Source organism: Phenylobacterium hankyongense, from assembly GCF_003254505.1.
Lineage (GTDB): Bacteria > Pseudomonadota > Alphaproteobacteria > Caulobacterales > Caulobacteraceae > Phenylobacterium > Phenylobacterium hankyongense.
Genome location: NZ_QFYP01000001.1, coordinates 2,845,029 through 2,868,756, shown reverse-complemented (window position 1 = coordinate 2,868,756; position 23,728 = coordinate 2,845,029). Strand labels below are relative to the sequence as shown.

Sequence of the window (23,728 nt, the reverse complement as noted above, 5' to 3'; positions counted from 1 at the left end):
GGCGAGCGCCATGAGGTCGGAGCCGGAGCATTCGGAGCCGCCGCGGATCGTCTCGCCGGGTCTCGAGACGGCGCTGGAGCACTTCGCCAGCTCCGAGCTGCTCGCCGCGGGCAAGGTGAACATCATCGCGCTGGACGCGGTCGTCGAGCGCTTCGGCGGCCGGTGGACGATGCGCCGCGAGCAGGTGCACGCGCATGTGCACGCCTACCTTGATCGTCATCTGACCGACCAGGGCTATTACCTGCGGACATCCGACACCGACACGCTGATCTGCCTGCCGGACATGGTGCGACACGCCGCCCAGGCGACGTGCCTGCGCTACCTGCGCGACATCCTTGGCCATTTCCTCGGCGAGAGCCAGCTGGGGGACCTCAGGATCCACGAAGTCCTCGCCATCTCCGGCGACGGCGTTGTGGCGCAGCGCGTGGACCCGATGGATCCGAGGGTGATCGCGGGCGCCGCCGCCCAAAGCGCGCCGCGCATCATCGCCCCGGAGGCTCCGCCCCCCAGCGGTCGGGCCGTCCACCAATGGACCCCCTTCGTCTCCGCATCCGGCCGGGCGGTGCAGGTCTCGTGCGAGCTCGAGCCGGTGTACGAGCTTCGCGGCCTCTCCCGTATCGGCGTCCGTCTGCTCCGCACTTCGACCTACCTCGACGAGGGCCGGGACCTCACGCCGGAGGAATATGCCGCCCTGCCCCAGCGCGACATCCTGCGCATCGATCTGGCGACGATATCGGCGGGCCTGGCTGGACTGAAGGCGGAAGCTGGAAGGTCGAAGGACCCCAGCATCATTCTGCCGGTCTCGGTCGCCAGCCTCTCCAATCTCGACGGACGCGCGCAAATCGTCAGTGCGTTCAAGGAGGCGCGGGAGCTGGTCGACAAGGGGGTGATCTGCCAGCTCTGCGAGGTCGAGTTGGTTCCGCCCAGCATCGTGCTCGCGACAACCGCCCTCATCCGCCCGTTCTCGCTGCTGGTGGTGGGCCAAGTGAAGGACTGCACCCCGCATCGGATCCAGCAGCTCAAGGGCGCGGGCCTTCAGGGCCTGGCCTTCGACTGCGCGACGCCGCCAACCGACGCCGAGTTCGTCGTCTGGGCGAGGCCGCGGATCGCCGCCGCCCATTCGGTGGCCAAGTCGCTGCTGCTCTATGGTCTGGCGTCGACCGCGCAGGCCAGGCTTGCGGCTGCCCTCGGTGTCAGCCACGCCGCCATTCGTCGGCCCCGCCGTCTTGAGGCTGCGCCTCGTGAGGCCGCGCGGCTTGAGGCCGCGCCATGAGCCTCCTGCCGCCGATTGAGATCCGGCTGGTCAGCTCGCGCTGGTGCGTCATCGAAGACGACCGCGAGACCGCGTCCTTTGCGTTGCAGTCGGACGCCTTGAAATACGTCAGCGACAAGCTGGGTTCGCCGGCTCAGGACGCCTTGGATGGGCTGGAGGTCGAGCCGACGTGGAGCTGAGCTCGAAGGCGCGGGCTGCACGCTACCGGGACATGGCTCGCGCGACCCAGGATCTCGCCGATCGCTGCGAGGACCTCGAGTTCCTTCGCGCCTACGTCGACCTGGCGGCGCGATGGCTCCGCCTCGCCGCCGAGGTGGAGGCCGAGGCGTCAACCGACCGCGAATGACCCCGGTCCGGGCCCGTCGTCGCAGTCACGGCCGCGTCAATTGGACCGCCATGCCGACAGCGTCGCGCAGCTCCAGGAGCGCCACCATCACGTGGTAGAAGGAGCTGGCGGGCGCAGGCTCCTCGAGGAAGCTGCCGTCGGGCAGCATCTTGTCGCGCCAGGTCCCCCGGGTCGGAACATCGAGGTAGCCTGCCAGGCCGCGCGCGGCGGTGATCGCCTCGGCCTCCTCGCCGAGGATCAGGGCCGCCTTCAGATACTCCGTCTGCGGCCAGAGGCGCGCCGAGGCGTCGCGAGGGCTCAGGTCGTCCCAAAGCACGTTGATCGCCACCCCGCGCTGACGGTCCACGCCCAGCCGGCCGCGCTCGAAGAGATCGCGCGCGGCGGTGCGCGCGGCCGGGTTGTTGCGCTTCACGCCCCAGCGCTCCAGCAGCCAGGCCCATTCGAACTGGTGCCCAGGCTCCACCCAGCGGCCGTCGTCGCCCGGCGCGGGCCGCCAGTCGCCGTCGAAGAACTCGCGCAGGAACCGGCCGCGGGGGTCGATGAAATGCGCCAGCGCCAGCCCGACGATCTCGTCGGCGAGCTGCGTCCACGCCGCCTCCCCGCCCGCCCCTTCCCAGGCCAGCGCGGTCTCCAGCAGGTGCATGTGGGCGTTGGACTGGAAAGGATGAGCGCCGGCCTCGCGAAAGCCCCCCGCCGGATGGCGGAAGCCCCCGAGCGCCAGCCGCGTGCGGTCCGCCTCAGCCGCCATGTTCCCGTAGCGCGGGTCGGCGACGTGCAGGGCCGCCATGGCCAACAGCGAGAAGTCCTGCTCGTAGAGGCCCGCCGTCGCGTCCACGACCTGGCCTTCGGCGTCGACCAGCGCCGCGAACAGGCCGTCGGGCCGCCGGTACTTGGCCAGGTAGGCCTCGAAGCCGCGCCGCGCCGGGTCTAGCCACTCGCGCCCGAACCCCGCCGTCGCCGCAGACGCATAGACAAAGGTCTGGCGCGCCTGCACCCGCGCCCGGCGCGGCGCCGCGTGGGGCGCGCCCTGCAAGGTCAGGGCTTCCTGGAATGCGCCGGTCCGCGGATCGACGCCCGCCGAGGCCCAAAGCGGCAGCGCCGCCTCGCGCAGCCAGGCGTCGTACCAGGCCGCGGCTTCGGTCAGGGTGCGGAATTCAGGTGAAGGCATGGGCGCCTACCTGCCGGATTCCGGCGGCTGAGGACAGTCCCAGAGACGACGCCGCCGCCGCAATCCGGCCGCCGCGTCGGTGGGATCGACGTGGAATACAAGCCGCCCTCACCGTAGTCTGCCTCATCAAAAGCAAAGCTCGCGCCACGCATACCGGCCGGCGCTACGGAGCGTGTCCATGTTGGATCGAAAGCGAAGTCAGTGCGGAGCCTCCGGCCGCTCGCGGCGGTCACCGCTACTCGCCGCCGCGGCCCTGCTGTGCCTGGCGGGGTCGGCGAGCGACAGCTTCGGCCAGGCGACGGCCAGCCAGGCTGCGCCGACGGCAATCCGCGCCGCGGACTTCCTCAATTCTATCGGCGTGAACGTGCACGTCGAATACACCGACGGGAAGTACGCCAATATCAGCCAGGTGGTGAGCGACCTCGCCTACGTCGGGGTGACCCATGTGCGCGACGCCACGCTCATTCCGACCAATCAGGGCCAATCCAGCTACGACGCGCTGGCCACGGCAGGCATAAAGTTCGACCTGTTCGTTCAAGGACGGGACATCGGGCCCAGCCTGTCGTTGCTCGGCAAGTTCGCGCGCGCCCATCCCGGCGCCGTCGAGGCCATCGAGGGCCCCAACGAGATCAACAACTTCCCGGTCGCCTACAGCGGTCTCACCGGCGCAGCGGCCGGCCTCGCCTACCAGTCGGCGCTCTACCGCGGAGTCTCTGCGGACCCCGTGCTGAGCGGCACGCCGGTCTTCAGCCTCACGGACAACGCGTACTTTTCGGCGACCGCCGACTTCAGCAACGTCCACCCCTATCCCCATGAGGGCGCCCAGCCCTACCCGGTGTTGGCGGACACCCTGGCCCGACAGCTTCGGGCCGCCCCCGGCAAGCCCGTCGTCATGACCGAGACCGGCTACTACAGCCTGCCCAACGGCGTTGGCTGGGGCGGGGTGGATCTCCAGACCCACGCGAAGCTGACGATCAACCTGCTGCTGGACGCGGCCAAGCTCGGCTACAGGAAAACCTATATCTATCAGTTGCTCGATGCCTATCCGGATCCGACGAACCGTGACCAGGAGAGGCATTTCGGCTTCTTCGACATCGGCAACAACGCCAAGCCCGTCGCCACCGCGCTCCACAATCTGAGCGCTATCCTCAAAGACGACGGCGCAACGGGGAGCACGTTTGCCGTCGGGGCCCTGCCCGTCCAGATCACCGGCTTGCCGTCCAGCGGCTTCAGCCTGGTTCTCCAGAAGTCGAGCGGCGCCTTCGATGTCGTGGTCTGGAACGAACCCCAGGTCTGGGACAACGCCAGGCACGCGCCGATCGCAACGGGCAGTTCCACCATCACCGTCGACTTCGGCGGCAGATTCGCCCACGTGACGGCCTACGACCCGCTCACCGGCCTCAAGCCGGTGGCCGCCGCGACGGCGGCCGATCGGTTACAGCTGCCGATTTCCGACCGTCCGCTGGTCATCGAGGTGTCCGGCCCCTTGCAAGCGGCGGGACGGGCAAGGCCCGCTCTTTAGAAGAACCGCTCGGGAATCCGGACAGTGTCGCCGGGCGCCACCTGCGTGGTGCTGGTCAGAGGGACTTCCGCCTCGTCCTTGGTGCCGGCGTGCCGGACAAAGACCTTCTTGGTGTTGGCGCGATAGGTGAAGCCATTGGCCGTGGCGACGGCGTTGAGCACCGTCAGTCCGTTGGTGTAGGGGTACTCGCCGGGCTTGGTCACCTCGCCGAGAATATAGAAGGGGCGATAGGTGAGCACCTCCACGCTTACGCGCGGCTCTTTCAGGTAGCCCTGCTTCAGCGCTGTCTCGACCTCGCTCTGGAATTCCCGAACCGAGAGATCAGCGGCCTGGATCTCACCGATCAGGGGCAGGGACACCTTGCCGGACCCGCCGACGAAGAACTCGCCGGTAAGGGCCTCCTCGCCAAAGGTGATGACGCGGATCTTGTCTCCCGCGCCAAGTCGATAGTCGGCGTTCGCCGATGGCGCGGTCGCTGCAATCGCGGGCGCCTGCGCCGCGCCAGGCGTCGCCGCCAGGCACATGATGACTCCCATGCAGGCGGCCATCATCGCCGCCGGCGCCGAAACCCGTCGCATTTCCATTGAACTCCGCACGCGTATCCCCTGCCTCAACCATACCGCACTGCGGCGAGACACGGAATAGCGCTCGGAATACGCCGTACGCCCATCCGCGCAGAGCGGGCGCGGCGGACCGGCCGGGACACCCCGAGATCGTGGTTTAAAATGCCATAACGGTAAATTCACCCACTTTTAATAGTAAGCGTAAGGTTACGTTGCAGTTTACTCCCGAATAACTACATAAGTAGAGGCAGGCTTAACAGCCGCACAGCTACACCACACTCAATAAGACTAATTGGGTGATGGTGTGGTGTTTCAAAACAAGACTCTGCGCGAGCTTTTGCTCGCCGCAGGGCTCTGGTTGTCGGCGTCCGCCTGCTTGGCGGCGCCGCGACCGGAGCCGACCATGACGCTGGGCGCGACGGCGATGCCGCCGCAGGCCTATGTGGCTTTCTGCGAGCGCCAGCCGCTGGACTGCGGCAGCGACGCCGGTCAGGTGATCGCCGCCGCCGCCCGGGCCGACGCCGACCGCGCGGCGCTGTCCGCCCTCATGTCCCCGCATCAGCTGGCGGCCGCGGCGGTCAGCGCGCCCGCCGCCATCTCCGAGCCGGATCCGCACTTGACCAAGGCTAGCTGGGCCTGGCCAACGGAGCTGCTCGCCCCCGCCGCAGAGCCGCTGGAAGCGGTGGTCCGCCGCGCCGACATCGTCACCAGCGTCGCCTTCGTCGATCCCGCCACAGAGGCGCACGCGGCCCAGGAGGCGGGGCCGCCGGCCATGACGCCTGAGCTGTGGTCCAAGCTGAACCGCATCAACGATCGGGTGAACCGGGCGATCCTCGAGCGCACAGACCTCGATACCTATGGCACGACCGACTACTGGACGACGCCGCTCGAGGACGGGCAACGCTATGGTGACTGCGAAGACTTCGTCCTCGAGAAACAGCGCGCGCTGATCGCCGCCGGCGTGCCGCGACGCGCGCTCAACATCGCGCTGGTGACCACCAGCCGGGGCGAAGGTCACGCAGTGCTGCTGGTCAGCACGCGGGCCGGCGACTTCGTGCTCGACAACATGTCGGCCTGGGTGACGCCCTGGCGGCAGGCGCCCTACCGCTGGCGCCAGCGGCAGGTGAACGGCGACGCCTTCGCCTGGGCGATGATCGAAGATCCGACGCGCGCTCCCGCGCCGGCGGCGGCGGAGCCCGCGATGGCCAAGCCCAAGGACCTCTTGATCGCCTCGCTGCGATAAGCTCTCTTCCGCCCGAGTTGGGGGCGGACCGGGTGGCACAGGTATCGGAGGCAAGTCGCCAAGGCGCGCGCCGCGGCTTGCCGGCGCAACACACGCGCCTGTGGCCGCCGCCCAAGGACGCCTGGCTGCCGACATGCGGCGTCGCCCTGATCTACGTGGCCCACTGGATCTATGGCGCCTTGATCAGCGACGTGGCCCTGGTCATGGGCATGGCCGCCGCCCTGCTGTTGGGCGCGGTGCTGATCCAGCCGCGGCTGCGTGACGACCTGCTGCGCCTGAGGGGGCTAGGGCTCCCGGCCCTGCTGTTCGCGGCCGTGATCGGCGTGGCGCTCTGGACGCTGACGCCGTGGATCCCCGGGGGGCCGCATCCCGTATGGGCCTATGTGGGCCTTCCCCCCGGGGCCTCCACCATCGACAAGTCGACGACCTTGGTGGCGATCATCCAGCTCCTGGGACTTGCCTGCATGTTCGCGGTGGGCGCGGCCACCGGGGCGCGGGATGAACGCGCCCGCTACGCCGTGCGGCTGATGATTGTCGGCGGACTGGTCTTTGGCCTCTGGGCGTTCCTGGCCTCGGCGACCGGGAGCATCTACCAGACCCAGGGCCGCCGCCTCGAGGCCCACTTCCTCAACCCGAATACGGCCGGCACCGTGTTCGCGGTCCTGCTGCTGCTCAGCGTCACCGAGTTGGTCCGCCAGTTGCGCGGCGGAATGCGCCGCGGTGACCTGACCCGAATCCTGCCGCTCGCCACCACCACGCTGACCTTCGCGGTCTGCCTGCTCGCCTCGGCTTCCCGCGGCGCGATGATGGCGCTGCTGGGCGGTCTGGTCGTGTTCATCCTGGTCCAGCTGGCGACGGGCAGCCTGAAACCCTCGCGCGCCCTCGGAGCCGCCCTGGTCGGCCTGGCGGCCCTGATTGCGGTCGTCACCATGGCGGGCGAAGGACTGGTCGATCGCCTGTTCCAGAGCCACGAGGCCGGAATCGTGCGCACCGCCATTTGGGATTTCCACTGGCGGGCCTTCCTGGATTCCCCGCTGTTCGGCTACGGCCTGGGCGCGGCTGAGACGGTCAACAAGACGCTGATCAGCCACTCCAACTACGAGCTGCTCTGGAACATCAAGGCAATCCTCAACGTCTATCTCCAATGGCTGGAGGAGGCCGGCCTGGCGGGCGCTGCGCCCATGTTCCTGTGTATTGCGGTGGTCGTCGTCACCGTCTTGCGGGGCGCCCTGCGCCGCAGCCGGATGACCGGCCTGCTGGCGGGGCTTCTCGCCATCGACGCGGTCTTCCTTTTGCACGGGGCCACGGACTTCGGGCTGGAAGTGCCCTCGGTCGCCGCGCTCTGGGCCTGGCTCCTGGGCCTGCAGTTCAGCCTGTCGCAGGGGAGCTCCCGTCGATGACCCGCGCCAAGGCCCTTTGGACCGGCGGCGCTGGCGCGCTGGCGGTCGTCACCTTCGTCCTGTCGCTTCTCGCCTTGATCGCCCTCAACGCCGGCGGGGCGGCGCGGATGGGATCGGCGACGCTGCTGCGGCTCGCCGCCGGGTACGACCGGCGCGCGGAGATCCTGCTGGCGTCCGCGGAGCCCTCGCCCGCCGATCGCCGGCAAGCCGCCAGCCTGAGCCGCAGCGCGATCGAACAATTCCCCTACGACACCAGCGCCTGGCTGCGCCTGGCCTATGTGGACGCTCTTGAACACCGCGGCCTGACCCCGGCCGGCGGCGCCCTGCTCAGCCGGTCCTACGAGCTGGTGGCCGTCGATCCGGACGTCGGCCTGTGGCGGGTGAGGTTCGCACTCGAGAACTCGCAGATGCTGTCTCACAACCTACGCGCGAATGTTCGAAACGAGGCGTTCGCCCTGGGGATGAATGGGGACAAGCGTAGTGAGTTGAGGCAAATGGCCGCGACGATCCGAAACCCTGCAGGCCGACTGTCCGCCGCCCTATGGTTGAATCGACTTGAGGCGGGCGTGACGAAATGAGCACCAGGCGCCCAAATCTGCTCAGCGCGCACACCTATTACTAAACAGTTGCTAAAAACGGCTTGAGAAAGCGGCGCCGTTGTGGCCTACGGTGGCCACGGCGCTCTGGCCGAGCATGTTATCTGGTGGGGGAGCGATGAGCCTCAAGTCAATTTCGATCGGCGCCTTGGCGCGGGCCTTCGCGGCGACGACCGTTGTCGGGAGCGTGGTCGCGGTTCCGGCAGTGGCCACGGCCCAAGCCCTGAGCCCGGCCCAACAGGCTGCAGCCCTGGCGGCCGCAATCACCGCGGCCGTGGAGCAGGCCGTGCAGAACTCGACGCCGGAGACCGTCGAGGCGAATGTCGCCAACGCCATCGCCAATGCGATCGACGGCGCCGACCCGCAGATCGCCCAGGCGGCTCTGACCCTGGCGCAAACCTCGCTTTCCTCTTTCTTGGCGGCCAATTCGACGGCGGCCAATTCCGTCGCTCTGGCGTTCAAGGCTCAGGCGACGATCGTTTCTGCAGCCCTGAGCGCGACGGCCACCGGCTCCGTTGGCAATTCGCGCAACGGCAACAACGGCAATAGCGCCAACTACGGCAACAACGGCAACGGCAACAACGGCGGTCCGCCGAATAGCGGCCCCGGCGGCGCCGGAAACCCCGGAACGCACCGATAGCGGCATGCGGCGTCCGCGCCGCCAGTTTCACTAACATAGAGAGGACTGCAGTCGTTCGCGGGGCGCCGACGGCTGCGTCCCGATAGGGCATCATCGTGACTGCGAACAAACGTATCCTTCTCGCCGGATTGGCGATCGCCTTGGCCGCCGACTGTGGCGCGGCGCAAGCGCAACAGGCGGCGCTCGCTGGCGCCGGCGACGCCTATTCCGATTTCAAGCGGGATCGGAACGTGAGCGTCCGGCAGCGACCGCACCAGGGTTACGAGGCGCTGGGAATTCGGGCCGGCGCCTTCATGATCTGGCCGAAGGTGGCCACGACCGTCGAGTCCAACGACAACATCAAGGCGACGGCGGCGAGCCCGCTGTCGGACACCGTCTGGCACGTCGTCCCCGAGTTGAGCGTCACCTCAAACTGGTCGCGCCATTCGCTTCAGGCTTATGCCCGCTCGACGATCAACCGCTATTCGAAGGTCTCCACCGAGGACACCACTGACTATTCGCTGGGCGCCGTCGGGCGACTGGACATCCTGCGTACCGAGACGGTCAACGGCGGCGTGGACTGGTCACGACTGACGGAGCCGCGGACGTCGGCCTCGTCGCCGTCGGACTCGAAGAACCCGATCCAATATGAGACCAGCTCAGCCTTTATCTCGGCCGCGCGCGAGTTCAACCGCCTGCGCGTTTCCGGCCGCCTCGATCTGCGCCAGTTCGACTACCTGAACGGCGTGACGAGCACCGGTGCGCCGGTGCTGGAGAAGGACCGTGATCGGCTGATGACCGTCGTCACGGCGCGCGCGGATTATGCCATCAGCCCCGACACGGCGCTGTTCGTGCAGGTGGCCGGCAACGATCGCAATTATCGGCTGGATATCTCACCGACCACGAACCGTGATTCCCAGGGTCTTGAGGCGCTGGTCGGCGCCAACTTCGAGCTTTCGGCCCTGGTGCGCGGCGAGATCGGCGTCGGTTATCTCCAGCAGAGCTTCAAAAACACCGCGTTCAGCGACATCTCCGGCCTGGGCGCGCGCGCGCAGGTGGAGTGGTTCGCCACCCAGCTCACCACGGTGACCTTCACCGGCTCGCGGACGATCGAGGATGCCGGAATCATCGGATCCTCCGGCTACCTGTCCTCCAACATCGGCGCGCAGGTCGATTACGAGTTGTTGCGCAATGTGATCCTCGGCGCCCAGCTGGGCTACGGCAACGACGACTATCGGGGCATCGACCGCACCGACAGGCGGTTCACCGGTGGCATCAACGCCACCTACCTGCTGAACCGCGGCGTTGGCGTGACCGTCGGCTACAGTCACTTCGAGCAGACCTCGCGCGGCGCCGCCATAGTGCCGCCCGGCGGGAGCGACTTCACCGTCGACAAGGTCGGCGCCACGCTCACGCTGCAGTACTGACATATCGTCGCTACCCATCTCCCCGGGGTGGCGCCCATTGTGAAGGCTGCTAACGCGGTCTGTATTAATGACGCACACGTCACGCGTGCGTCCTGAATCTGAGATTCGGCATGAACGTCCACAGCCCCATGACCACTGGCGATCCTGATGCGGGTGGGCCCGGGGCCCTGGTGTCCACCTTCGCGAGACAACTCGACCTGCGCCGCCTGGCGAACGCCTTCCGGCGGCGCCTTCGGCTGTTCGGGGCGGTCGCCGTGGCCGTGCTGCTGGCCACCGTGCTGCTCACGCTGCAAGCCACGCCGAAATATACGGCGACGGCCAACGTCATGCTCGACACCCGCAAGGAGAAGGTCAGCAACGTCGAGGAGGTCCTGTCTGGCCTTCCCGCGGACTCCAGCGTGGTCGACACCGAAGTCGAGGTCCTGCGGTCGCGCCAACTGGCGGAACGCGTCGTCAAGACCCTGAAGCTGGAGGACGACGCCGAGTTCAATCCGTTGATGGCCAGGCCTACCGGCCTGAAGGCGGTGGTCGGCGGCATCAAGGGCATCCTGGGCCAGGGCGCCCCAAAAGCAGCCCGGGCCAATACCGTGGAGGCCCAGAAGCAGCACGAGCGGGTCGTCGACGCGGTGCTGCACAACCTCTCGGTCAAGCGCGCCGGCTTGACCTACATCATCAACGTCAACTTCGAGTCCACGCTGCCTGCCAAGGCCGCGGTCATCGCGAACAAGTTCGCAGAGCTCTATCTGCTGGAGCAGATGGAAGCCAAGTTTGACGCCAACCAACAGGCGACACAGTGGCTCAACGCCCGTCTGGCCGAACTCCGGGGCCAGGTGCAGGCCGACGACGCCGCGGTCCAGCAATACAAGATCGCCAACAACCTGCTCAGCGCCTCGGGCGCCAGCCTCACCGAAGCGGAAATCTCGAACTACAATCAAGGCCTGACGCAGGCACAGGCGCAGGTCGCCGAAGACGTCGCCCGCCTCCGGACAGCACGCGATCAGCTTTCCAGCGGCTCGACCGGGGACGATGTCGGCGAAGCGCTGAGTTCGCCGGTCATCCAGCAACTGCGGAGTCAGAGGGCCGAAGTCAGCCGCACCGTCGCCGATCTCCAGGGCCGCTACGGCGACCGCCACCCCGAGATGCTGAAGGCTAAGCGTCAGCTGACCGATATCGACAGCCAGATTCAGGCGGAAATCCAGCGGATCATCTCCAACCTGGAAGCCAAGGTGCAGGTTTCTCGCCAGCGCGCTGCGGCGATCGGCGGGAGCCTGGGTGGCGCCAAGGGCGCCCTCGAAGCCAACAACCGCGCCATGGTGCGGCTCAATGAGTTGCAGCGCACGGCCGACGCCTCGCGCACCCTCTATGAGAGCTACCTGAGCCGTTACAAGGAAACCAGCACCCAGGGCGGCATTGAACAGTCGGACGCCCGGGTGGTCTCCAAGGCGAAAATCCCGACGGGACAGAGCTCGCCGAAGGTCGGCCTGAACCTGGCGCTGGGCCTGCTGCTGGCGCTCGGCGCCGGCGTGGGCGCGGTCATACTCGCCGAGGTTCTCGACGCCGGCCTCGCGACGGCCGAGGACGTGGAGCGCCGGCTCGACATCTCCTGTCTCGGCGCCATCCCGCTGCTCAGCTCCGTGGCCGACGACGCCGACATCGAGCCGATCGACTACGTCGTGGCCAAGCCGCTCTCAGCCTTCTCCGAGGCGTTCCGCAACCTGAAGACCTCGATCCTCCATGCCCGCCTTGGCGAGCCGGTAAAGGTCGTGGCGGTCACCTCCTCCCTGCCTGGGGAAGGCAAGACGACGACCTCCATCTGCCTGGGGAGAGCGTCTGCCCTGCAAGGCGCGCGCACCATCGTGGTGGACTGCGATCTTCGGCGCCGGACGGTGAACCGGGTGCTGAAATCGGAGCCGACCGTTGGACTGCTCGAGGTCCTGAGCGGCGACGCCACCCTCCAGCAGGCCATCGGTGTCGACGAGCCGACCGGTGTCCACATCTTGCCGCTCGCGAAGAGCACCTTCACCCCGCGGGACGTGTTCGGCACGGCAGCCATGGACCGGCTGCTCGACGATCTGCGGGCGCGCTATGACCTGGTCATCCTCGACACCGCGCCGGTGCTGCCGGTCGCCGACACCCGCGTGCTGGCGCCGAAGGCCGACGCCGTGATCTTCCTTGCCCGCTGGCGCAAGACGCCGCAGCACGCCATCGAGGCGGCCTTCCGTCTGCTGGCCGGCACGGGCGCGCATCTCGGCGGCGTGGCGCTGACGCAGATGGATATGAGGCAGCAGGCCCGGTACGGCTACGGGGATCCCGGCTTCTACTACGCGGAGTACAAGAAGTATTACGTGAGCTGAGTTCGGTTGGGCAGCGCCCTGCCCGTGGGCTCCGCCTAGATGAGCGCCCGAAGACCGTAGATCAGGCCGGCCCACAGCAGGGTGTTGGTGGCGATCACGAAGCCGAGGGTGCGGCGGGCCGACCAGCGCGGCTGCGCCTCCCCCCAGCTGCGCTCCAGATTTTCCTGAAGGCGCCGCGCCGGACTGTCGGCGGCGATGGAAGCTTCATCGGCGGCGTGAAGCGCGGGCGCGTCGCGAACAGGCTCCCAAGGCGGCGAAACGGCCGCCGGGCGGAGCGAGTCCGGGCTGTTCAACGGTTGGACCACGCCGAGTTCCTCCCAAGGATCAGGCGACGGTATGGGCTGAGGCCTAACAATTGGTCTCCGGGCACGCTTAACGGCGCCTCGGGACCCGATCTCACCCGCCTCTTGGCTAAGCTGATTCCCGCCCGTCTGGCGAGGGCGCCCTGAAGGCGGCGCCGAACGACTTGCCGGCCAAATTCGACAACTCGTTCGCCGAACGGCCTAGCTGGCACGATCCTGGCAGGGTAAAGGAAAGCTGAAGGTTGGGGGTTGGGGCGTGTACCTTTCCGGGACAAAGGACATCGAGATCCAGACGGCCATGTCGCAAGTGCGCGACGGCGGCCGTGATTTGTACCCTTCAGCGATGAGCCTCGATGCTTGTCGCGCACTGGATCTGTTGATCGCCCTGGGTGTGCTGATCTTCATGGCTCCCCTGATGATTGCGATCGCGGTGGCGATCAAGGTGCAGGACGGCGGCCCTGTACTGTTCGGCCACGGCCGGCTCGGCCGCGGCGGGCGGACGTTCCGCTGCTGGAAATTCCGCAGCATGGAGATCGACGCGGAAGCGCGACTGGCCGCTCTCCTCGCCCGGGACCCCGTGGCCCGGCGCGAATGGGAAGCCGATCACAAGCTGCGCCGCGATCCGCGCGTGACCCCGCTCGGCGCGTTCCTACGGGTCACGAGTCTCGACGAGTTCCCTCAATTATTCAACGTCTTGTCGGGAGAAATGAGCCTGGTCGGCCCTCGCCCGATTGTCACCGCCGAAGTCGGCCGCTACGGGCGCTGGTTCAGCCGCTATTGCGAGGTTCGCCCGGGCATCACCGGTCTGTGGCAAGTGAGCGGCCGCAATGATGTCGACTACAGGCGTCGTGTGGCGATGGACGTGCTCTATACGAAGACGCGATCGCCACATCTATATCTTAAGGTTCTGCTCGCTACTGTTCCCGCTGTTGTCAGTCGTAACGGCTCTTACTGACTTTCGTCCTGCAGTTCGCTTCGACTGCGCATATTGCACCTTTGAGCCCGTAGCTGCGCGGATCGATCCGGCGGGGGCAGGAGCCTAGACCAAGATGCGCACCGCACTTGTCCACTACTGGCTGGTCAACATGCGCGGTGGCGAACAGGTGCTTCGCCAGCTGATGGCCCTGCATCCCGAAGCCGACGTGATCACGAACGTCTATGATCCAGTCCAGACGGGAGAGCTGTTCTACGGCCGCGAGCGTCCCCGCACGACCATGATCGACAGGCTTCCCTACGCCAAGACCGCCTATCCCATGTACATGCCGCTCATGCCCAGTGCGCTCGAAGCTCTCGACATGAACCCGTACGACCTGATCGTAAGCAGCGAATCCGGCCCGGCGAAATGGGTGATCCCCAGGCCGAATGCGCGGCACATCTGCTACATGCATTCGCCGATGCGTTACCTGTGGGATCAACGCCACCTGTATCGGAAGAAGCTCCCCGCGCTTGTCCGGCCGCTGTTCGACAGCGTCACCGGCGGTCTGCGGCAGCAGGACGTGGTCTCCTCCATGCGCGTCGACGAATTCGTCGCGAACTCGTCCTTCGTGGCGCAGCGCATTCAAAAGTATTATCGCCGGGAGGCGTCGGTGGTCCCGCCGCCGGTTGCTCAGGACGATATCGGTCCCCCGCAGTCGCCCGAGGACTACTATCTGTTCGCCGGGCAGCTGGTTTCCTACAAGGACGTGCGGGCCGCGGTGGACGCCTGTGTCGCCCTCGGCCGACGCCTTGTGGTGGTGGGCGCCGGACCGGAGCGCAAGTACGTCGAGCAGTTCGCCGGCCAGGGCGTCGAGTACCACGGGCGGGTGTCGCGCGAGGAACTGGTCCGCCTGATGGCGCGCTGCCGCGGCCTCCTGTTCCCCGGGGTGGAGGACTTCGGGATCGTGCCGGTTGAGATCCTCGCGTCAGGCCGGCCGGTCATCGCGCTCAACGAGGGCGGCATCATCGACACGGTCGAGGATCGGGTCACCGGCATCCTCTATGACCGGCGCGTCGGACTGAAGGCCGCGATGGTCCAGTTCGAAGAGTGGCTTCCCGATTTCAAGCCCGGCGACGCGGTCCGCGCGGCTCAGCAATTCACGCCCGAAGCGTTTGCACGCCGCTGGCGTGCGGTGCTCGCGGGTGCGCCGCTGCGGCCGACGGGCGACCTGATCCCCGTGCGTCCGATCCGGGCGCTGGCCTAGGCCTTCAGTCGATCGGATGCGGCGCGTCAGCTTCAACGGGAAATTCTTCAGCGGCGCCCGCACGGGGGTCTATCGCGTCGCGCTCGAGCTCATTCGCGGCGTGGATGAGGTGATCACGGCGGAGCCGCGCGGCGACAGGCCGGAATTCAACCTGGTCCATCCGCGCGACGCCCGCGACATGCCCGAGCTGAACGGCATCCCGCGCCGTGAAGCCGGCGTGCTCACCTGGCAGCCGTGGGAGCAGTTGGAACTGCCGTGGCGCTGCCGTGACGACCTCTTGGTGAACCTGTGCAACCTTGCGCCGCTGGCGGCGCCGCGAAGCATCACCATGATCCATGACGCGCAGGTGTTCCTGTCGCCGCAGTCCTACTCGCCGGCGTTCCGCACCTGGTACCAGTTCGCCCTGCCGCAGATCGGCGCCCGCTCGCAATTCATCCTGACGGTGTCCGAGTATTCCAAGGCCATGCTGGTCCGCTTCGGCATCGCCGAGCCCGACCGGATCCGCGTCCTCCACAACGGCGTCGACCACCTGGCCCGAGCGCCGGCGGACCCGCACGTCGTGGCGCGCCTGGGGCTCGAGCCGGGGCGGTTCGTCGTCGCGCTCGCCAACACCCAGAAGCACAAGAACATCGCGCGCCTGTTCGAGGTCTTCCGGCGTCCGGACTTCGCAAAGGCCCAGCTGGTGCTGGTCGGCGCGGCTCAACCGTCGGACTTCGATGCGGCGGGCTGGGCCCCTCCGGCCAATGTGACGTTCGCCGGGCGGGTGAGCGACGCCGAGCTCAGGGCGCTTTTCGAGTCCGCCGCGGCGATGGCCCTGCCCTCAACCACCGAGGGCTTTGGCCTGCCGCCGGTGGAGGCCATGTATCTCGGCTGTCCGGCCGTGGTGTCGACGGCCGGAGCCATCCCCGAGGCCTGCGGCGACGGCGCGCTCTATGCCGATACCGAGGACACCGAGGCCTGGGCGCAGGCTCTCCTGCAGCTGATCGAGGACCCGGCGGCCCGGGCCGAGGCGGCTGCGCGCGGCCAGGCCCACGCGCGCCAGAAGACCTGGCGGCGGAGCTCGGCCCAGCTGCTCGACTGGCTGGTCGAGGCCGCGGCCTGATCCGGAATCAGGCGCGCTCGGGCGGCGGCGCATAGCGGCCGGCGCGTCCGCGCGCGAAGTTGAGCACGTGCCGCGACAGGCTCGAACGTCCGCTCTGACCGCGAAACCCGAGGTAGAGGCGGCTCACCAGCCATATGGGGGCAAGCGTCGCCGTCGTCAGCCACAGCGACCAGAGCAGCCGCCCTATGGCTGAGGTGTTTGGCGCGCGCAGGGCCGAGCGCAGGCCGAGCCCGGCGAGCAGCCGCCGCGTGTCGCGCGCCTGAGGATGCTCGCTCGGCGCCAGGCGGTACGACAGCGCCCTCACCTCGACCTGATTGGGCGTGCAGATCTCGTCGAAGTCCGGGATCGTGTGGCCGCGGCTGGCGGCCAGCCGGCGCAGCTCCGCGTGCATGACGATGTCGAAGCGGGTGTTGCGGGTGAAGGGGCCGGCCCGCAGCGGCCCGGGCGCCTGCGCCCAGGCGTTCTGGCCGTGCACCCGATAGCCGCCGAGCACGGTCCTCAGGGACTTCACCGCGCCGAACAGCGGCGCGAGCTTGTTGGCGTAGCCGTCCGGCGACTTGAAGATCAGGTCCGCGTCGATCGGCATGATCCCTTCCAGGAACCGGCGGGAGAAGGCGCAGCCGCTGGAGACGGTCCACGGATAGGTGCCGAACCTCAGCAGCTGCTGCAGCACCTCGTCGGGGCCCAGGTCCTCGGGGAAGTACGGAAACGATAGTTCCTGATCGACGCCCTGCTCGTCCATGGTGTCGAGCTGGTACTGGATCTTGGCGAGCCCCGGCTCCCAGTTCTCCACGACGGTCTGCACGCATTGCGTGTAGAGGCGGTCGTCGGCGTCGAGGAAGATCAGGACGTCGCCGGAGGCCTTGGCGAAGCCGGCGTTGAAGGCGGCGACGTGCCCGGACTTCGACTGGAAGACCGGAATGACCGCACCGCCGAAGCCGGCGATCACCTCGCGGGAGTTGTCGGTCGAGCCGTCGTCGACGACCACGATCTCGGCCGGCGGCGCCGATTGCGCGAGCACGCTGCGGACGCTCTCGCCGAGGAAGCGGCCGTAGTTGTGGTTGATGATCACCACGCTGACGCTCGGGCTCATGGCTCGAGTCCGTCCGGGCGGGGGCCGGACCGCAGGAGCTGGCCGGGGGGCGAGACGGTCAGCCCGACGAGGCGGGAGCGCACGCTGCGGTTGCGGGCGGGAGCCGGGGCCGCCGCCGCCGCCGACATGCCGCCGATCATGCCCATCAGCCAGGCGACCGGCAGGCCGAAGGCGACGGAGGTGCCGGCCAGCGCGCCCATGATCAGCCCCGGAAGGATGGCGTACTTGGCGCCGATCATCTGGCGGTCGAACAGCAGGTCTCCCGGCGGCGGCCTGGCGACCAGGATGCGGGCGATGAACAGCGCCATCGTCGCCGCGCCGAAGACGCCGATGTTGCCGAGCACCGCGACCGGCCAGCTCGAGGCCCGGGCCGACCCGAGACCGGCCCCCAGCCCCCAGCTCTGCCGGAAGGCGTCCAGGGTGACGCGATTCCACATCGTGCGTTCGACGTAGGACTCCGAGGCGCTCTTCTGCAGGACCATCACGTCCACGGTGTGGATCGCCTGTTCGGCGAGCGACGGGAAGAGAACGAGGAAGGCCACCACCAGCAGCGGGGCGAGATAGAGCAGCACCAGGCCCGGCGCGGCCTCGGCGCGCCGCAGCCACAGGGACCGCGCCATGTGGGCGAGCATCACCAGCCCCAGGACCGCGACCCCGACCATTCCGGTCGAAGACTTCGACAGCCACACCAGCAGGATCAGCAGCAGGCACACCGCCGGCAGCAGCACATTGCGGGTCACAGCGGAGCGGTAGGCGTCGCGCAGCAGCACCAGCGGCGCCACGAACCCGATGGCCAGGGCCGCGAAGGCCGACGCCTCGGTCATCAGCCCGACCACCCGGCGGCCCGACCCCGCGAACGCCTCGGCGTTGGTCATCAGGGCGTAGCTGGCGGTGCGGAAGGGCGCCAGCAGGGTCGCGGCGCCGGTCAGGCCCGCGACGTAGTCGACCAGGCCGGTTACGACTGCGACCGCGCCGCCGAACAGCAGGGCGTTGAGGATGGCGCGGCGACGTTCGGGCCGTCGGCAGGCCATGTGGAAGGCCGCGACCACCGCCACGGTGATCACCAGATAGAAGGCCTGGGTGAAGTTGGCGGAGGTCGGCGACAGGGGCTGCGGCGCGTGGTTCAGCGTCAACCGCATGGGAATGATGTCGATCACCCCGGCGAACAGCCTCGGGAAGAACATCGCCGAGATCACGCCGTAGACGGCGCAGAGGCTCAGGAGCCCCAGCCGGCGCGGATCGATCAGGGTGGCGAAGGTCTCCCCAAATCCCTCCTCACCGGCGACCTTCAAGGCCATCGCCCCGGCGCAGAACCACGCCGGCGTCAGGCTGACGCCCCCCACCAGTTCCGGCGGCACCGCGGCGAAGGCGCCGAAAGACCAGCTCGCGAAGAACAGGAAGAAGATCGCCGGGCCACGGGACAGCAGGCAGACCAGCAGGGCGATCGCAAAGATTATCGCTGGAAAGCTCATCGCGAACGTCTCGGAGTCCCTCTACTGCTACTCATAGTGGCGCCACCGTCAGGCGGCGGCGGCGTCAAGTCCAGTTCAATCGCGTTTTGACAAGCCGCGCAGGCTCGATCCCCCCGGATCACTACAACCGCCCCACCCAATCAGGCTTCACCCTACCCCGGCAATCGTCCCGGCGCTCGCGAAAGGCGTCGCCACGCCGCGAGCTTTGCCCAACGGTAGCACGCCAAGCCTTCCATGAACCTTGACAGCACGGACGCGAACGCCCCCTTCAGTGACGAGCATGCCCTCTCGCGCCAACACTTTCCGCTTCCTGGGCAACGTCGCCTGGATGACCGTTTTCCAGGCGAGCGGCTATGTCCTGGCGCTGCTGAATCTCCCCTATCTTACACGGACCCTGGGCGTCGCGAACTACGGGACCCTGGCGTTCGTGATCGGCGCCAACGCGTACCTGTGGTTGATCATCGACTGGGGGTTCTCGCTCGGGGCCACCAAGGACGTCGCCCAGGCGCATGGCGAGCCGGCGGCGATTCGCGAGATCGTCTGGCGGACCATGACGGCGAAGCTGCTGCTCGCCGCGGTGGCGTTGGCGGGGCTTGGCGTACTCGTGGCCCTGCAGAAGGTCCCCTCGCCGCTTTACCTGCTGCTTCCCGGCATCCTGAATATCTGCGGGGCGGTCCTCAGCGTCGATTGGCTGATGCAGGGGATGGGGCGGATGGGGTTGTTCTCGCTCTACTCGATCGCCGGCCGGACGCTGGTGGTGATCCTGACGTTTGCACTGGTGCACGGACCCCAGGACACCTGGATCGCCTGCGCGCTCCAGGGCATAGGTGGGTTGATCGGCGGCGGCGCCGGATTCCTGGTGGCCACCCGGTACGTCGATATCGGTCGGCCGCGCTTCCCCTTTCGCGACGCGCTTCGGCAGATCCTGGATTACCGCCACTACTTCCTGTCCCAGAGCAGCTGGATCGCCTACACGGCCGCCGCCCCGCTTCTGCTCACCTTTGTCTCGGGCATGGAAGCCACCGGCATCTTTGCGGGCGCGGAGCGCATCAGCCGCATGGTGCTCTCAATCACCATACCCGTGGGCATGGTCATGTACCCGCGCGTCAGCGCCCTTGTAAGCCGCTCTCGGTCAGCGGCCGCGGAACTCGCCGGCATCCTGCTGGCGATGCAAATCCTGGTCGGGACAATGCTGACCATCGGCCTGATGATCTTCGCCGGCCCCATCGTAGAGCTTGTGCTCGGGCACAAGTTCACAGGGTCCGTCGCCGTGTTGCGGTGGCTCGCCCTGCTTCCGGCGATCGTGGCTGTCGGAAGCACCTTGTCGAGGCAATTCCTGCTGCCGCTGGGCCGGAGCCGCGAGGTGTCGGGCATCACGATCAGCTGCGCCGGAATCTATCTCGCCCTTCTCGCCGGCCTCGGCCACTACATGGGCCCGGTAGGCGGCGCGATCGGCCTGGTCACCGCCGAAGTTCTGTTGAGCCTCCTGTCGCTTGGTTGCCTCTGGACCAAGGAAAGGGACTTTGCCGTCGAGGCGCTGCAGGCCGCGATGACCGCGCCCCAACTTGTTTTCAAGCACCTGAAAGAGCTGATGGCGGGAGACAGGATCCCGCAATCGCCGGCGGCGCCGGCGGCAGACACAGAAGATCCGGCCTCATAGTTTCAGGTATTCGGTGAGCTCGCAGAATGCGGCGTCGAATGAAAAATTCTGATTGAAGGCCTCGGCAGCCAAAGCTTGCCGCTTCCGCCGCAGCCGCGGGTCATTCAGCAGATCGAGAACAGCTCTGGCAAAGTCGCCGGGCTCGTCTGCCACGACCACCGCCTCGCCAAATTGATTGGGGTCGCCGGCATCCACTCCGATCGACGTCGTGACAAGCGGACAGCCATAAGACAGCGCCTCGGCGACTTTCACCTTGACGCCTCGGCTTCCGCTGACCAGCGGAGCCACCACCACCTGCGCACGGCGGTACTCCGGCTCAAGGTCTGGCACGAATCCGACCGCATCAACGCCGGGGAGTGCCGTGACATCGACCCCCCGCACGACAGTCCCGACGAGGCGCAGCCGGGAATCTGGGCGAGCTTCGCGAATGATTGGCCAGCAGCGATCCAGGAACCATTGGCAGCTCTCAATATTCTGCTTGGCCGCAACACCGACAAACGTGATTGTCGGCTCTGAGCTGTCTTGGTGCGGCGCCTCGCGAGATTTGTCCGGCAAGCCCATGTTGATCTTGATGGCTTTTTCGAAACCGTAGCGGCGCGCGAAGTCGATATCGTCACGACTGTTGAAGGCGACGCAATCAGCGCCTTTGAGCCATGACAGTTGGGCAGCGACCTCGTCATCGCCTATGCGACAAGTGTTCTGTTCCGGCAGGATACTGATCTCCCGGCCCCTCAGGAAACTTGGGGCCGCGACGACCGTGGTCAACTGGCCGATTGAGGCGCTGAACCCTACGGCGTCGAAGAACAGGATCGCGCAGGACGCGTCGATACGCTTCAGCTCGCGGGCCAACCACCTCGCTTCGGGTGCGGTCCATTTGTCGCGTGTGGGTTCGGTCTTCCGAAGACCGATCTTCTTCCTGAGCGGCTCGGCCCACTGGGCCACTGAACCGCTGACAAATGCGCGCTCCGCGCGGATGGCTTGCCGGACCTTCCAGCCCGCGGTCGCCGAGAGATCGTATGCGCTTCGGTAAACGGGCGAAGTCCTGCCCCGGGTCATGTCGGTGACAAAACCGAACACCTCGTGGCCGCGGCCGATCAAATAATCCCGCAAGGCCGCGATGTACGCGGCATCACCGTTGCTCACCGCTTCATACGGATAGCTTTGGACCATCGCCACGCGCGCCAAGTTCGTCCCCCGGGATCAGCCGTCAGCGCCGTGGAGGTAGCTCGACTACCTCGATATCCGGTTAAGGACGGCCGACGGGTCGATGCGGCCGCGCAGGACTTCCAGAATGCCGGCCCAGTTGCCGCGGACGCGTCCGCGGCGATCGACCCATGGCTCGGGGGCGAGCGCACGCAGGTGGTTGGCGATGACGTTGCGGATCACCAGCGCCACGGCGAAGGTGAAGGGCATGGTCCCCTTGCGGACGAGATAGGCCGGATTGACGACCTGCGCCCAGCCGAGCTGGAACCCCGGCGCCCTCGCCCGCTTCACGCCGCGATGGACACCGGTGGCGGCGAGGCTCCTCACCAGGCGACCGCTCGACCGCATCTGCCGGGAGAAGTCGATGTCCTCCTGCCAGGCGTAGAGCGGCAGGTTCTCGTCGAACCGGCAATCGCCGATCGCCGAAGCCCGGAAGGCCATGTTGCAGCCATAGAGGCCCGTGGTGTCGACGCAGGTCGTGGTCAGGGGCGGCGCTTCGTGCTCGTAGCGGAGCACCAGTTCTTCGGCCAACTCGGTCGGAATCCCCGGCCCCCGGATGCCGTCAGCAATAACGGTCCCTGTGACACCGACCACGTCGGGACGATCCGCCAGCACCTTGCAGAACAGTTCCAGCGCCCGCGCCGTCGGAACGTAGTCGTCGTCGAGGAAGACCATGACGTCGCATCCGGCCGCCAGGGCAAGCCGGATGCCGAGATTGCGCTGCGGCGACGACCCTTTGGGCCCGACCACCACCTCGACGTTCGCGCCGACCGCCGCTGGGGCGTCCGCCCTGTCGGTGACGGAGAGGATCACCCGGCTCGGCTTGACCGACTGATTTTCGAGGTGCGCCAGGAGGGTGGACAATTCATCGGGCCGTCCTAGCGAAGCGACGACCACGACGATCCGTGGAGTCGCCGCAGGACCAGCGATCGATACGCCGACCGCGCCGCCATCCTCGATCAACGCCAACCCCGGACTCCCCAAGCTTACCCACACTAGACGCCACGGACCTTGGTGTCTCCCATCACGTCGTGTCGCCGTGACCCGTTGGCCTCTCTCTGGGTGGGTTGAGCTTCACCGTGTTCTCAACAAATATCGCACTGACCGGCGGGGACGCGATGGACGAGAAAAATCACTATGCGACGCTGGATGGGCTGCGGGGTGTCGCTGCGCTGGCGGTAGTCATTTTTCACATCACCCAGCCGAGCGCGATTAAGCCAGCCTCACATGGCTACTTGGCTGTGGACTTCTTCTTCGCTTTGAGCGGGTTCGTCATCGCTGCCGCCTACGAGCGCCGCCTAACGACCAACATGACGTTGGGCGATTTTTTCGTCAGGCGTGTAATCCGGCTGTGGCCAATGATCATCGCCGGCGTCCTAATCGGCGTGGTTGGCAAAGCCACAAAGATGGCCGCGCAGCAAGCGCCCGATCCCGTTCTGCTCTCGGTTCTCTTGGTCGCAGGCCTTCTGCTCGTGCCGCTGCAGATCGGGCGCGACGACTACCCACAGGCCTATCCGCTCAACCCGGCGCACTGGTCGCTATTCTACGAAGTCGCGGCCAATTTCGTATACGCCGCGTCCCTGAGGTTCCTCGCCACGCGCATCTTGTGGCTGGTGCTCGGGGTTTCAGGCCTCGCGCTCGCGTGGGTCTCATATGCAGGGGATGGACTGCTCCCAGGCTCGATGATGTCGGAATACCCATGGGGCCTGTCGCGGGTGGTTTTCTCGTTCAGCGCTGGCGTGCTGATCTACCGACACCGGCCTGCGATCAGCCTCCCGATACCACTGATCATCGGACTGCTGTTGGCCGCCCTGTGCATTCCCTCACCAGGTTTTACCTGGGCTTACGATCTTGCCTGCGCCTTTGTGGTGTTTCCCCTGGTGGTTGCCGCGGGGGCCAACCACCAGCCGCGCAAGGCTGGGATCTACCTGCTTGGTGGCCGGATCTCGTATCCGATATACGCCATCCACTACCCATTCTTTCCGACGTTCGCTCACGTAATCCGCAGCTATGGTCTCACAGGAGCTCGTGAAGCCGGTGCTCTATGCGCCGAGTTCTTGCTGGTCGTGGCGCTCGCCTACTTGCTGTTGCGCTTCTACGACGAGCCCGTCCGCAAGCGCCTGACCGATTTCACTCGGAAGCGCATCGCCCTGAAAGCCGCGCGTTGGCGCCGCCGGGAGCCCGCAGAATGACGAACGCCGGCCG

The 23,728-nt window shown here is 67.2% G+C and carries 22 protein-coding genes; 15 read left to right on the top strand and 7 right to left on the bottom strand.

The window, feature by feature from the left end; translation table 11 throughout:
- Positions 1-10 precede the first annotated feature (10 nt).
- Genes DJ021_RS13695 through DJ021_RS19290 form a run of 3 tightly spaced genes read left to right on the top strand, consistent with a single transcriptional unit; the run spans position 11 to position 1,619 of the window.
- Complete coding sequence (locus tag DJ021_RS13695; protein ID WP_133255022.1) at positions 11-1,273, top strand: hypothetical protein; 1,263 nt, start codon at positions 11-13, stop codon at positions 1,271-1,273.
- Positions 1,270-1,452: a hypothetical protein gene (locus tag DJ021_RS13690; protein WP_111458075.1), complete on the top strand. Its 183-nt coding sequence runs from the start codon at positions 1,270-1,272 to the stop codon at positions 1,450-1,452. Before DJ021_RS13695 ends, DJ021_RS13690 begins: the two co-directional genes overlap by 4 nt.
- A gap of 32 nt (positions 1,453-1,484) precedes the next feature.
- Positions 1,485-1,619: a hypothetical protein gene (locus DJ021_RS19290; RefSeq protein ID WP_279386490.1), complete on the top strand. Its 135-nt coding sequence runs from the start codon at positions 1,485-1,487 to the stop codon at positions 1,617-1,619.
- Positions 1,620-1,644: 25 nt separating this feature from the next.
- Here the strand turns inward: DJ021_RS19290 and DJ021_RS13685 are convergent, their stop codons facing one another.
- Positions 1,645-2,787 carry an AGE family epimerase/isomerase gene (locus tag DJ021_RS13685; RefSeq protein WP_111458074.1) on the bottom strand — a complete coding sequence of 381 codons (1,143 nt, stop codon included), beginning with the start codon at positions 2,785-2,787 and terminating at the stop codon, positions 1,645-1,647.
- Positions 2,788-2,965: 178 nt separating this feature from the next.
- Between DJ021_RS13685 and DJ021_RS13680 the strand changes: the two genes are divergently transcribed.
- Positions 2,966-4,309 (top strand): glycoside hydrolase family 17 protein, encoded by a 1,344-nt coding sequence (locus DJ021_RS13680; RefSeq protein ID WP_133255021.1) that lies wholly within the window; start codon positions 2,966-2,968, stop codon positions 4,307-4,309.
- Here the strand turns inward: DJ021_RS13680 and DJ021_RS13675 are convergent.
- Entirely contained in the window at positions 4,306-4,887 is a 582-nt protein-coding gene (locus tag DJ021_RS13675; protein ID WP_111458072.1) for a polysaccharide biosynthesis/export family protein, read from the bottom strand. The genes DJ021_RS13680 and DJ021_RS13675 overlap by 4 nt on opposite strands.
- A gap of 388 nt (positions 4,888-5,275) precedes the next feature.
- Between DJ021_RS13675 and DJ021_RS13670 the strand changes: the two genes are divergently transcribed.
- From DJ021_RS13670 to DJ021_RS13645, 6 genes are all read left to right on the top strand, one after another.
- On the top strand, positions 5,276-6,115 hold the full coding sequence (locus DJ021_RS13670) for a transglutaminase-like cysteine peptidase (protein WP_111458071.1): 840 nt from the start codon (positions 5,276-5,278) through the stop codon (positions 6,113-6,115).
- Between the two features lie 77 nt (positions 6,116-6,192).
- Positions 6,193-7,515: an O-antigen ligase family protein gene (locus DJ021_RS13665; RefSeq protein ID WP_111458070.1), complete on the top strand. Its 1,323-nt coding sequence runs from the start codon at positions 6,193-6,195 to the stop codon at positions 7,513-7,515.
- A complete protein-coding gene (locus DJ021_RS13660; protein WP_111458069.1) occupies positions 7,512-8,093 on the top strand; it encodes a hypothetical protein in 582 nt (193 codons plus the stop codon). The genes DJ021_RS13665 and DJ021_RS13660 overlap by 4 nt, the downstream gene beginning before the upstream one ends.
- Positions 8,094-8,229: 136 nt before the next feature.
- Entirely contained in the window at positions 8,230-8,751 is a 522-nt protein-coding gene (locus DJ021_RS13655) for a hypothetical protein (protein WP_111458068.1), read from the top strand.
- A gap of 95 nt (positions 8,752-8,846) precedes the next feature.
- On the top strand, positions 8,847-10,157 hold the full coding sequence (locus tag DJ021_RS13650; RefSeq protein ID WP_111458067.1) for an outer membrane beta-barrel protein: 1,311 nt from the start codon (positions 8,847-8,849) through the stop codon (positions 10,155-10,157).
- Positions 10,158-10,267: 110 nt separating this feature from the next.
- Positions 10,268-12,511 carry a polysaccharide biosynthesis tyrosine autokinase gene (locus DJ021_RS13645; RefSeq protein WP_243626026.1) on the top strand — a complete coding sequence of 748 codons (2,244 nt, stop codon included), beginning with the start codon at positions 10,268-10,270 and terminating at the stop codon, positions 12,509-12,511.
- Between the two features lie 35 nt (positions 12,512-12,546).
- Here DJ021_RS13645 and DJ021_RS13640 read toward each other — a convergent pair whose 3' ends face one another.
- A complete protein-coding gene (locus DJ021_RS13640; protein ID WP_133255020.1) occupies positions 12,547-12,816 on the bottom strand; it encodes a hypothetical protein in 270 nt (89 codons plus the stop codon).
- Positions 12,817-13,069: 253 nt separating this feature from the next.
- Here DJ021_RS13640 and DJ021_RS13635 point away from each other — a divergent pair, with 253 nt between their 5' ends.
- The 3 genes from DJ021_RS13635 to DJ021_RS13625 all read left to right on the top strand — a co-directional run bounded on the left by DJ021_RS13635 (position 13,070) and on the right by DJ021_RS13625 (position 16,095).
- On the top strand, positions 13,070-13,768 hold the full coding sequence (locus DJ021_RS13635; RefSeq protein WP_243626025.1) for a sugar transferase: 699 nt from the start codon (positions 13,070-13,072) through the stop codon (positions 13,766-13,768).
- Positions 13,769-13,862: 94 nt separating this feature from the next.
- Positions 13,863-14,993, top strand: coding sequence for a glycosyltransferase (locus DJ021_RS13630; protein WP_111458065.1), 1,131 nt, complete (start codon positions 13,863-13,865; stop codon positions 14,991-14,993).
- 16 nt (positions 14,994-15,009) lie between these two features.
- Complete coding sequence (locus DJ021_RS13625) at positions 15,010-16,095, top strand: glycosyltransferase family 4 protein (protein WP_111458064.1); 1,086 nt, start codon at positions 15,010-15,012, stop codon at positions 16,093-16,095.
- A 7-nt stretch (positions 16,096-16,102) separates the two neighbouring features.
- Here the strand turns inward: DJ021_RS13625 and DJ021_RS13620 are convergent, their stop codons facing one another.
- Together DJ021_RS13620 and DJ021_RS13615 are read right to left on the bottom strand one after the other, a co-directional pair.
- The gene (locus DJ021_RS13620; protein ID WP_111458063.1) at positions 16,103-17,188 is read right to left on the bottom strand and encodes a glycosyltransferase family 2 protein; all 1,086 of its coding nucleotides are present in this window, start codon (positions 17,186-17,188) and stop codon (positions 16,103-16,105) included.
- Entirely contained in the window at positions 17,185-18,660 is a 1,476-nt protein-coding gene (locus DJ021_RS13615) for a hypothetical protein (RefSeq protein ID WP_111458062.1), read from the bottom strand. The genes DJ021_RS13620 and DJ021_RS13615 overlap by 4 nt, the downstream gene beginning before the upstream one ends.
- Positions 18,661-18,940: 280 nt before the next feature.
- Between DJ021_RS13615 and DJ021_RS13610 the strand changes: the two genes are divergently transcribed.
- A complete protein-coding gene (locus DJ021_RS13610; RefSeq protein ID WP_111458061.1) occupies positions 18,941-20,320 on the top strand; it encodes an oligosaccharide flippase family protein in 1,380 nt (459 codons plus the stop codon).
- Here the strand turns inward: DJ021_RS13610 and DJ021_RS13605 are convergent.
- A complete protein-coding gene (locus DJ021_RS13605; RefSeq protein WP_243626147.1) occupies positions 20,315-21,496 on the bottom strand; it encodes a glycosyltransferase family 4 protein in 1,182 nt (393 codons plus the stop codon). The genes DJ021_RS13610 and DJ021_RS13605 overlap by 6 nt on opposite strands.
- A 54-nt stretch (positions 21,497-21,550) precedes the next feature.
- Entirely contained in the window at positions 21,551-22,492 is a 942-nt protein-coding gene (locus DJ021_RS13600; protein ID WP_207801848.1) for a glycosyltransferase family 2 protein, read from the bottom strand.
- Between the two features lie 98 nt (positions 22,493-22,590).
- On the opposite strand from DJ021_RS13600, the gene DJ021_RS13595 reads away from it, so the two are divergent.
- A complete protein-coding gene (locus DJ021_RS13595; protein ID WP_133255018.1) occupies positions 22,591-23,715 on the top strand; it encodes an acyltransferase family protein in 1,125 nt (374 codons plus the stop codon).
- Positions 23,716-23,728 lie beyond the last annotated feature (13 nt).

Excerpts from the sequence above, each read along its gene's own strand:
- DJ021_RS13655 (WP_111458068.1), top strand. The coding sequence starts at position 8,230 with ATGAGCCTCAAGTCAATTTCGATCGGCGCCTTGGCGCGGGCCTTCGCG.
- DJ021_RS13680 (WP_133255021.1), top strand. The coding sequence starts at position 2,966 with ATGTTGGATCGAAAGCGAAGTCAGTGCGGAGCCTCCGGCCGCTCGCGG.
- DJ021_RS13625 (WP_111458064.1), top strand. The coding sequence starts at position 15,010 with ATGCGGCGCGTCAGCTTCAACGGGAAATTCTTCAGCGGCGCCCGCACG.
- DJ021_RS13685 (WP_111458074.1), bottom strand. The coding sequence starts at position 2,787 with ATGCCTTCACCTGAATTCCGCACCCTGACCGAAGCCGCGGCCTGGTAC.
- DJ021_RS13620 (WP_111458063.1), bottom strand. The coding sequence starts at position 17,188 with ATGAGCCCGAGCGTCAGCGTGGTGATCATCAACCACAACTACGGCCGC.
- DJ021_RS13645 (WP_243626026.1), top strand. The coding sequence starts at position 10,268 with ATGAACGTCCACAGCCCCATGACCACTGGCGATCCTGATGCGGGTGGG.
- DJ021_RS13670 (WP_111458071.1), top strand. The coding sequence starts at position 5,276 with ATGACGCTGGGCGCGACGGCGATGCCGCCGCAGGCCTATGTGGCTTTC.
- DJ021_RS13690 (WP_111458075.1), top strand. The coding sequence starts at position 1,270 with ATGAGCCTCCTGCCGCCGATTGAGATCCGGCTGGTCAGCTCGCGCTGG.
- DJ021_RS13610 (WP_111458061.1), top strand. The coding sequence starts at position 18,941 with ATGCCCTCTCGCGCCAACACTTTCCGCTTCCTGGGCAACGTCGCCTGG.
- DJ021_RS19290 (WP_279386490.1), top strand. The coding sequence starts at position 1,485 with ATGGCTCGCGCGACCCAGGATCTCGCCGATCGCTGCGAGGACCTCGAG.
- DJ021_RS13675 (WP_111458072.1), bottom strand. The coding sequence starts at position 4,887 with ATGCGACGGGTTTCGGCGCCGGCGGCGATGATGGCCGCCTGCATGGGA.
- DJ021_RS13660 (WP_111458069.1), top strand. The coding sequence starts at position 7,512 with ATGACCCGCGCCAAGGCCCTTTGGACCGGCGGCGCTGGCGCGCTGGCG.
- DJ021_RS13695 (WP_133255022.1), top strand. The coding sequence starts at position 11 with ATGAGGTCGGAGCCGGAGCATTCGGAGCCGCCGCGGATCGTCTCGCCG.
- DJ021_RS13630 (WP_111458065.1), top strand. The coding sequence starts at position 13,863 with ATGCGCACCGCACTTGTCCACTACTGGCTGGTCAACATGCGCGGTGGC.
- DJ021_RS13615 (WP_111458062.1), bottom strand. The coding sequence starts at position 18,660 with ATGAGCTTTCCAGCGATAATCTTTGCGATCGCCCTGCTGGTCTGCCTG.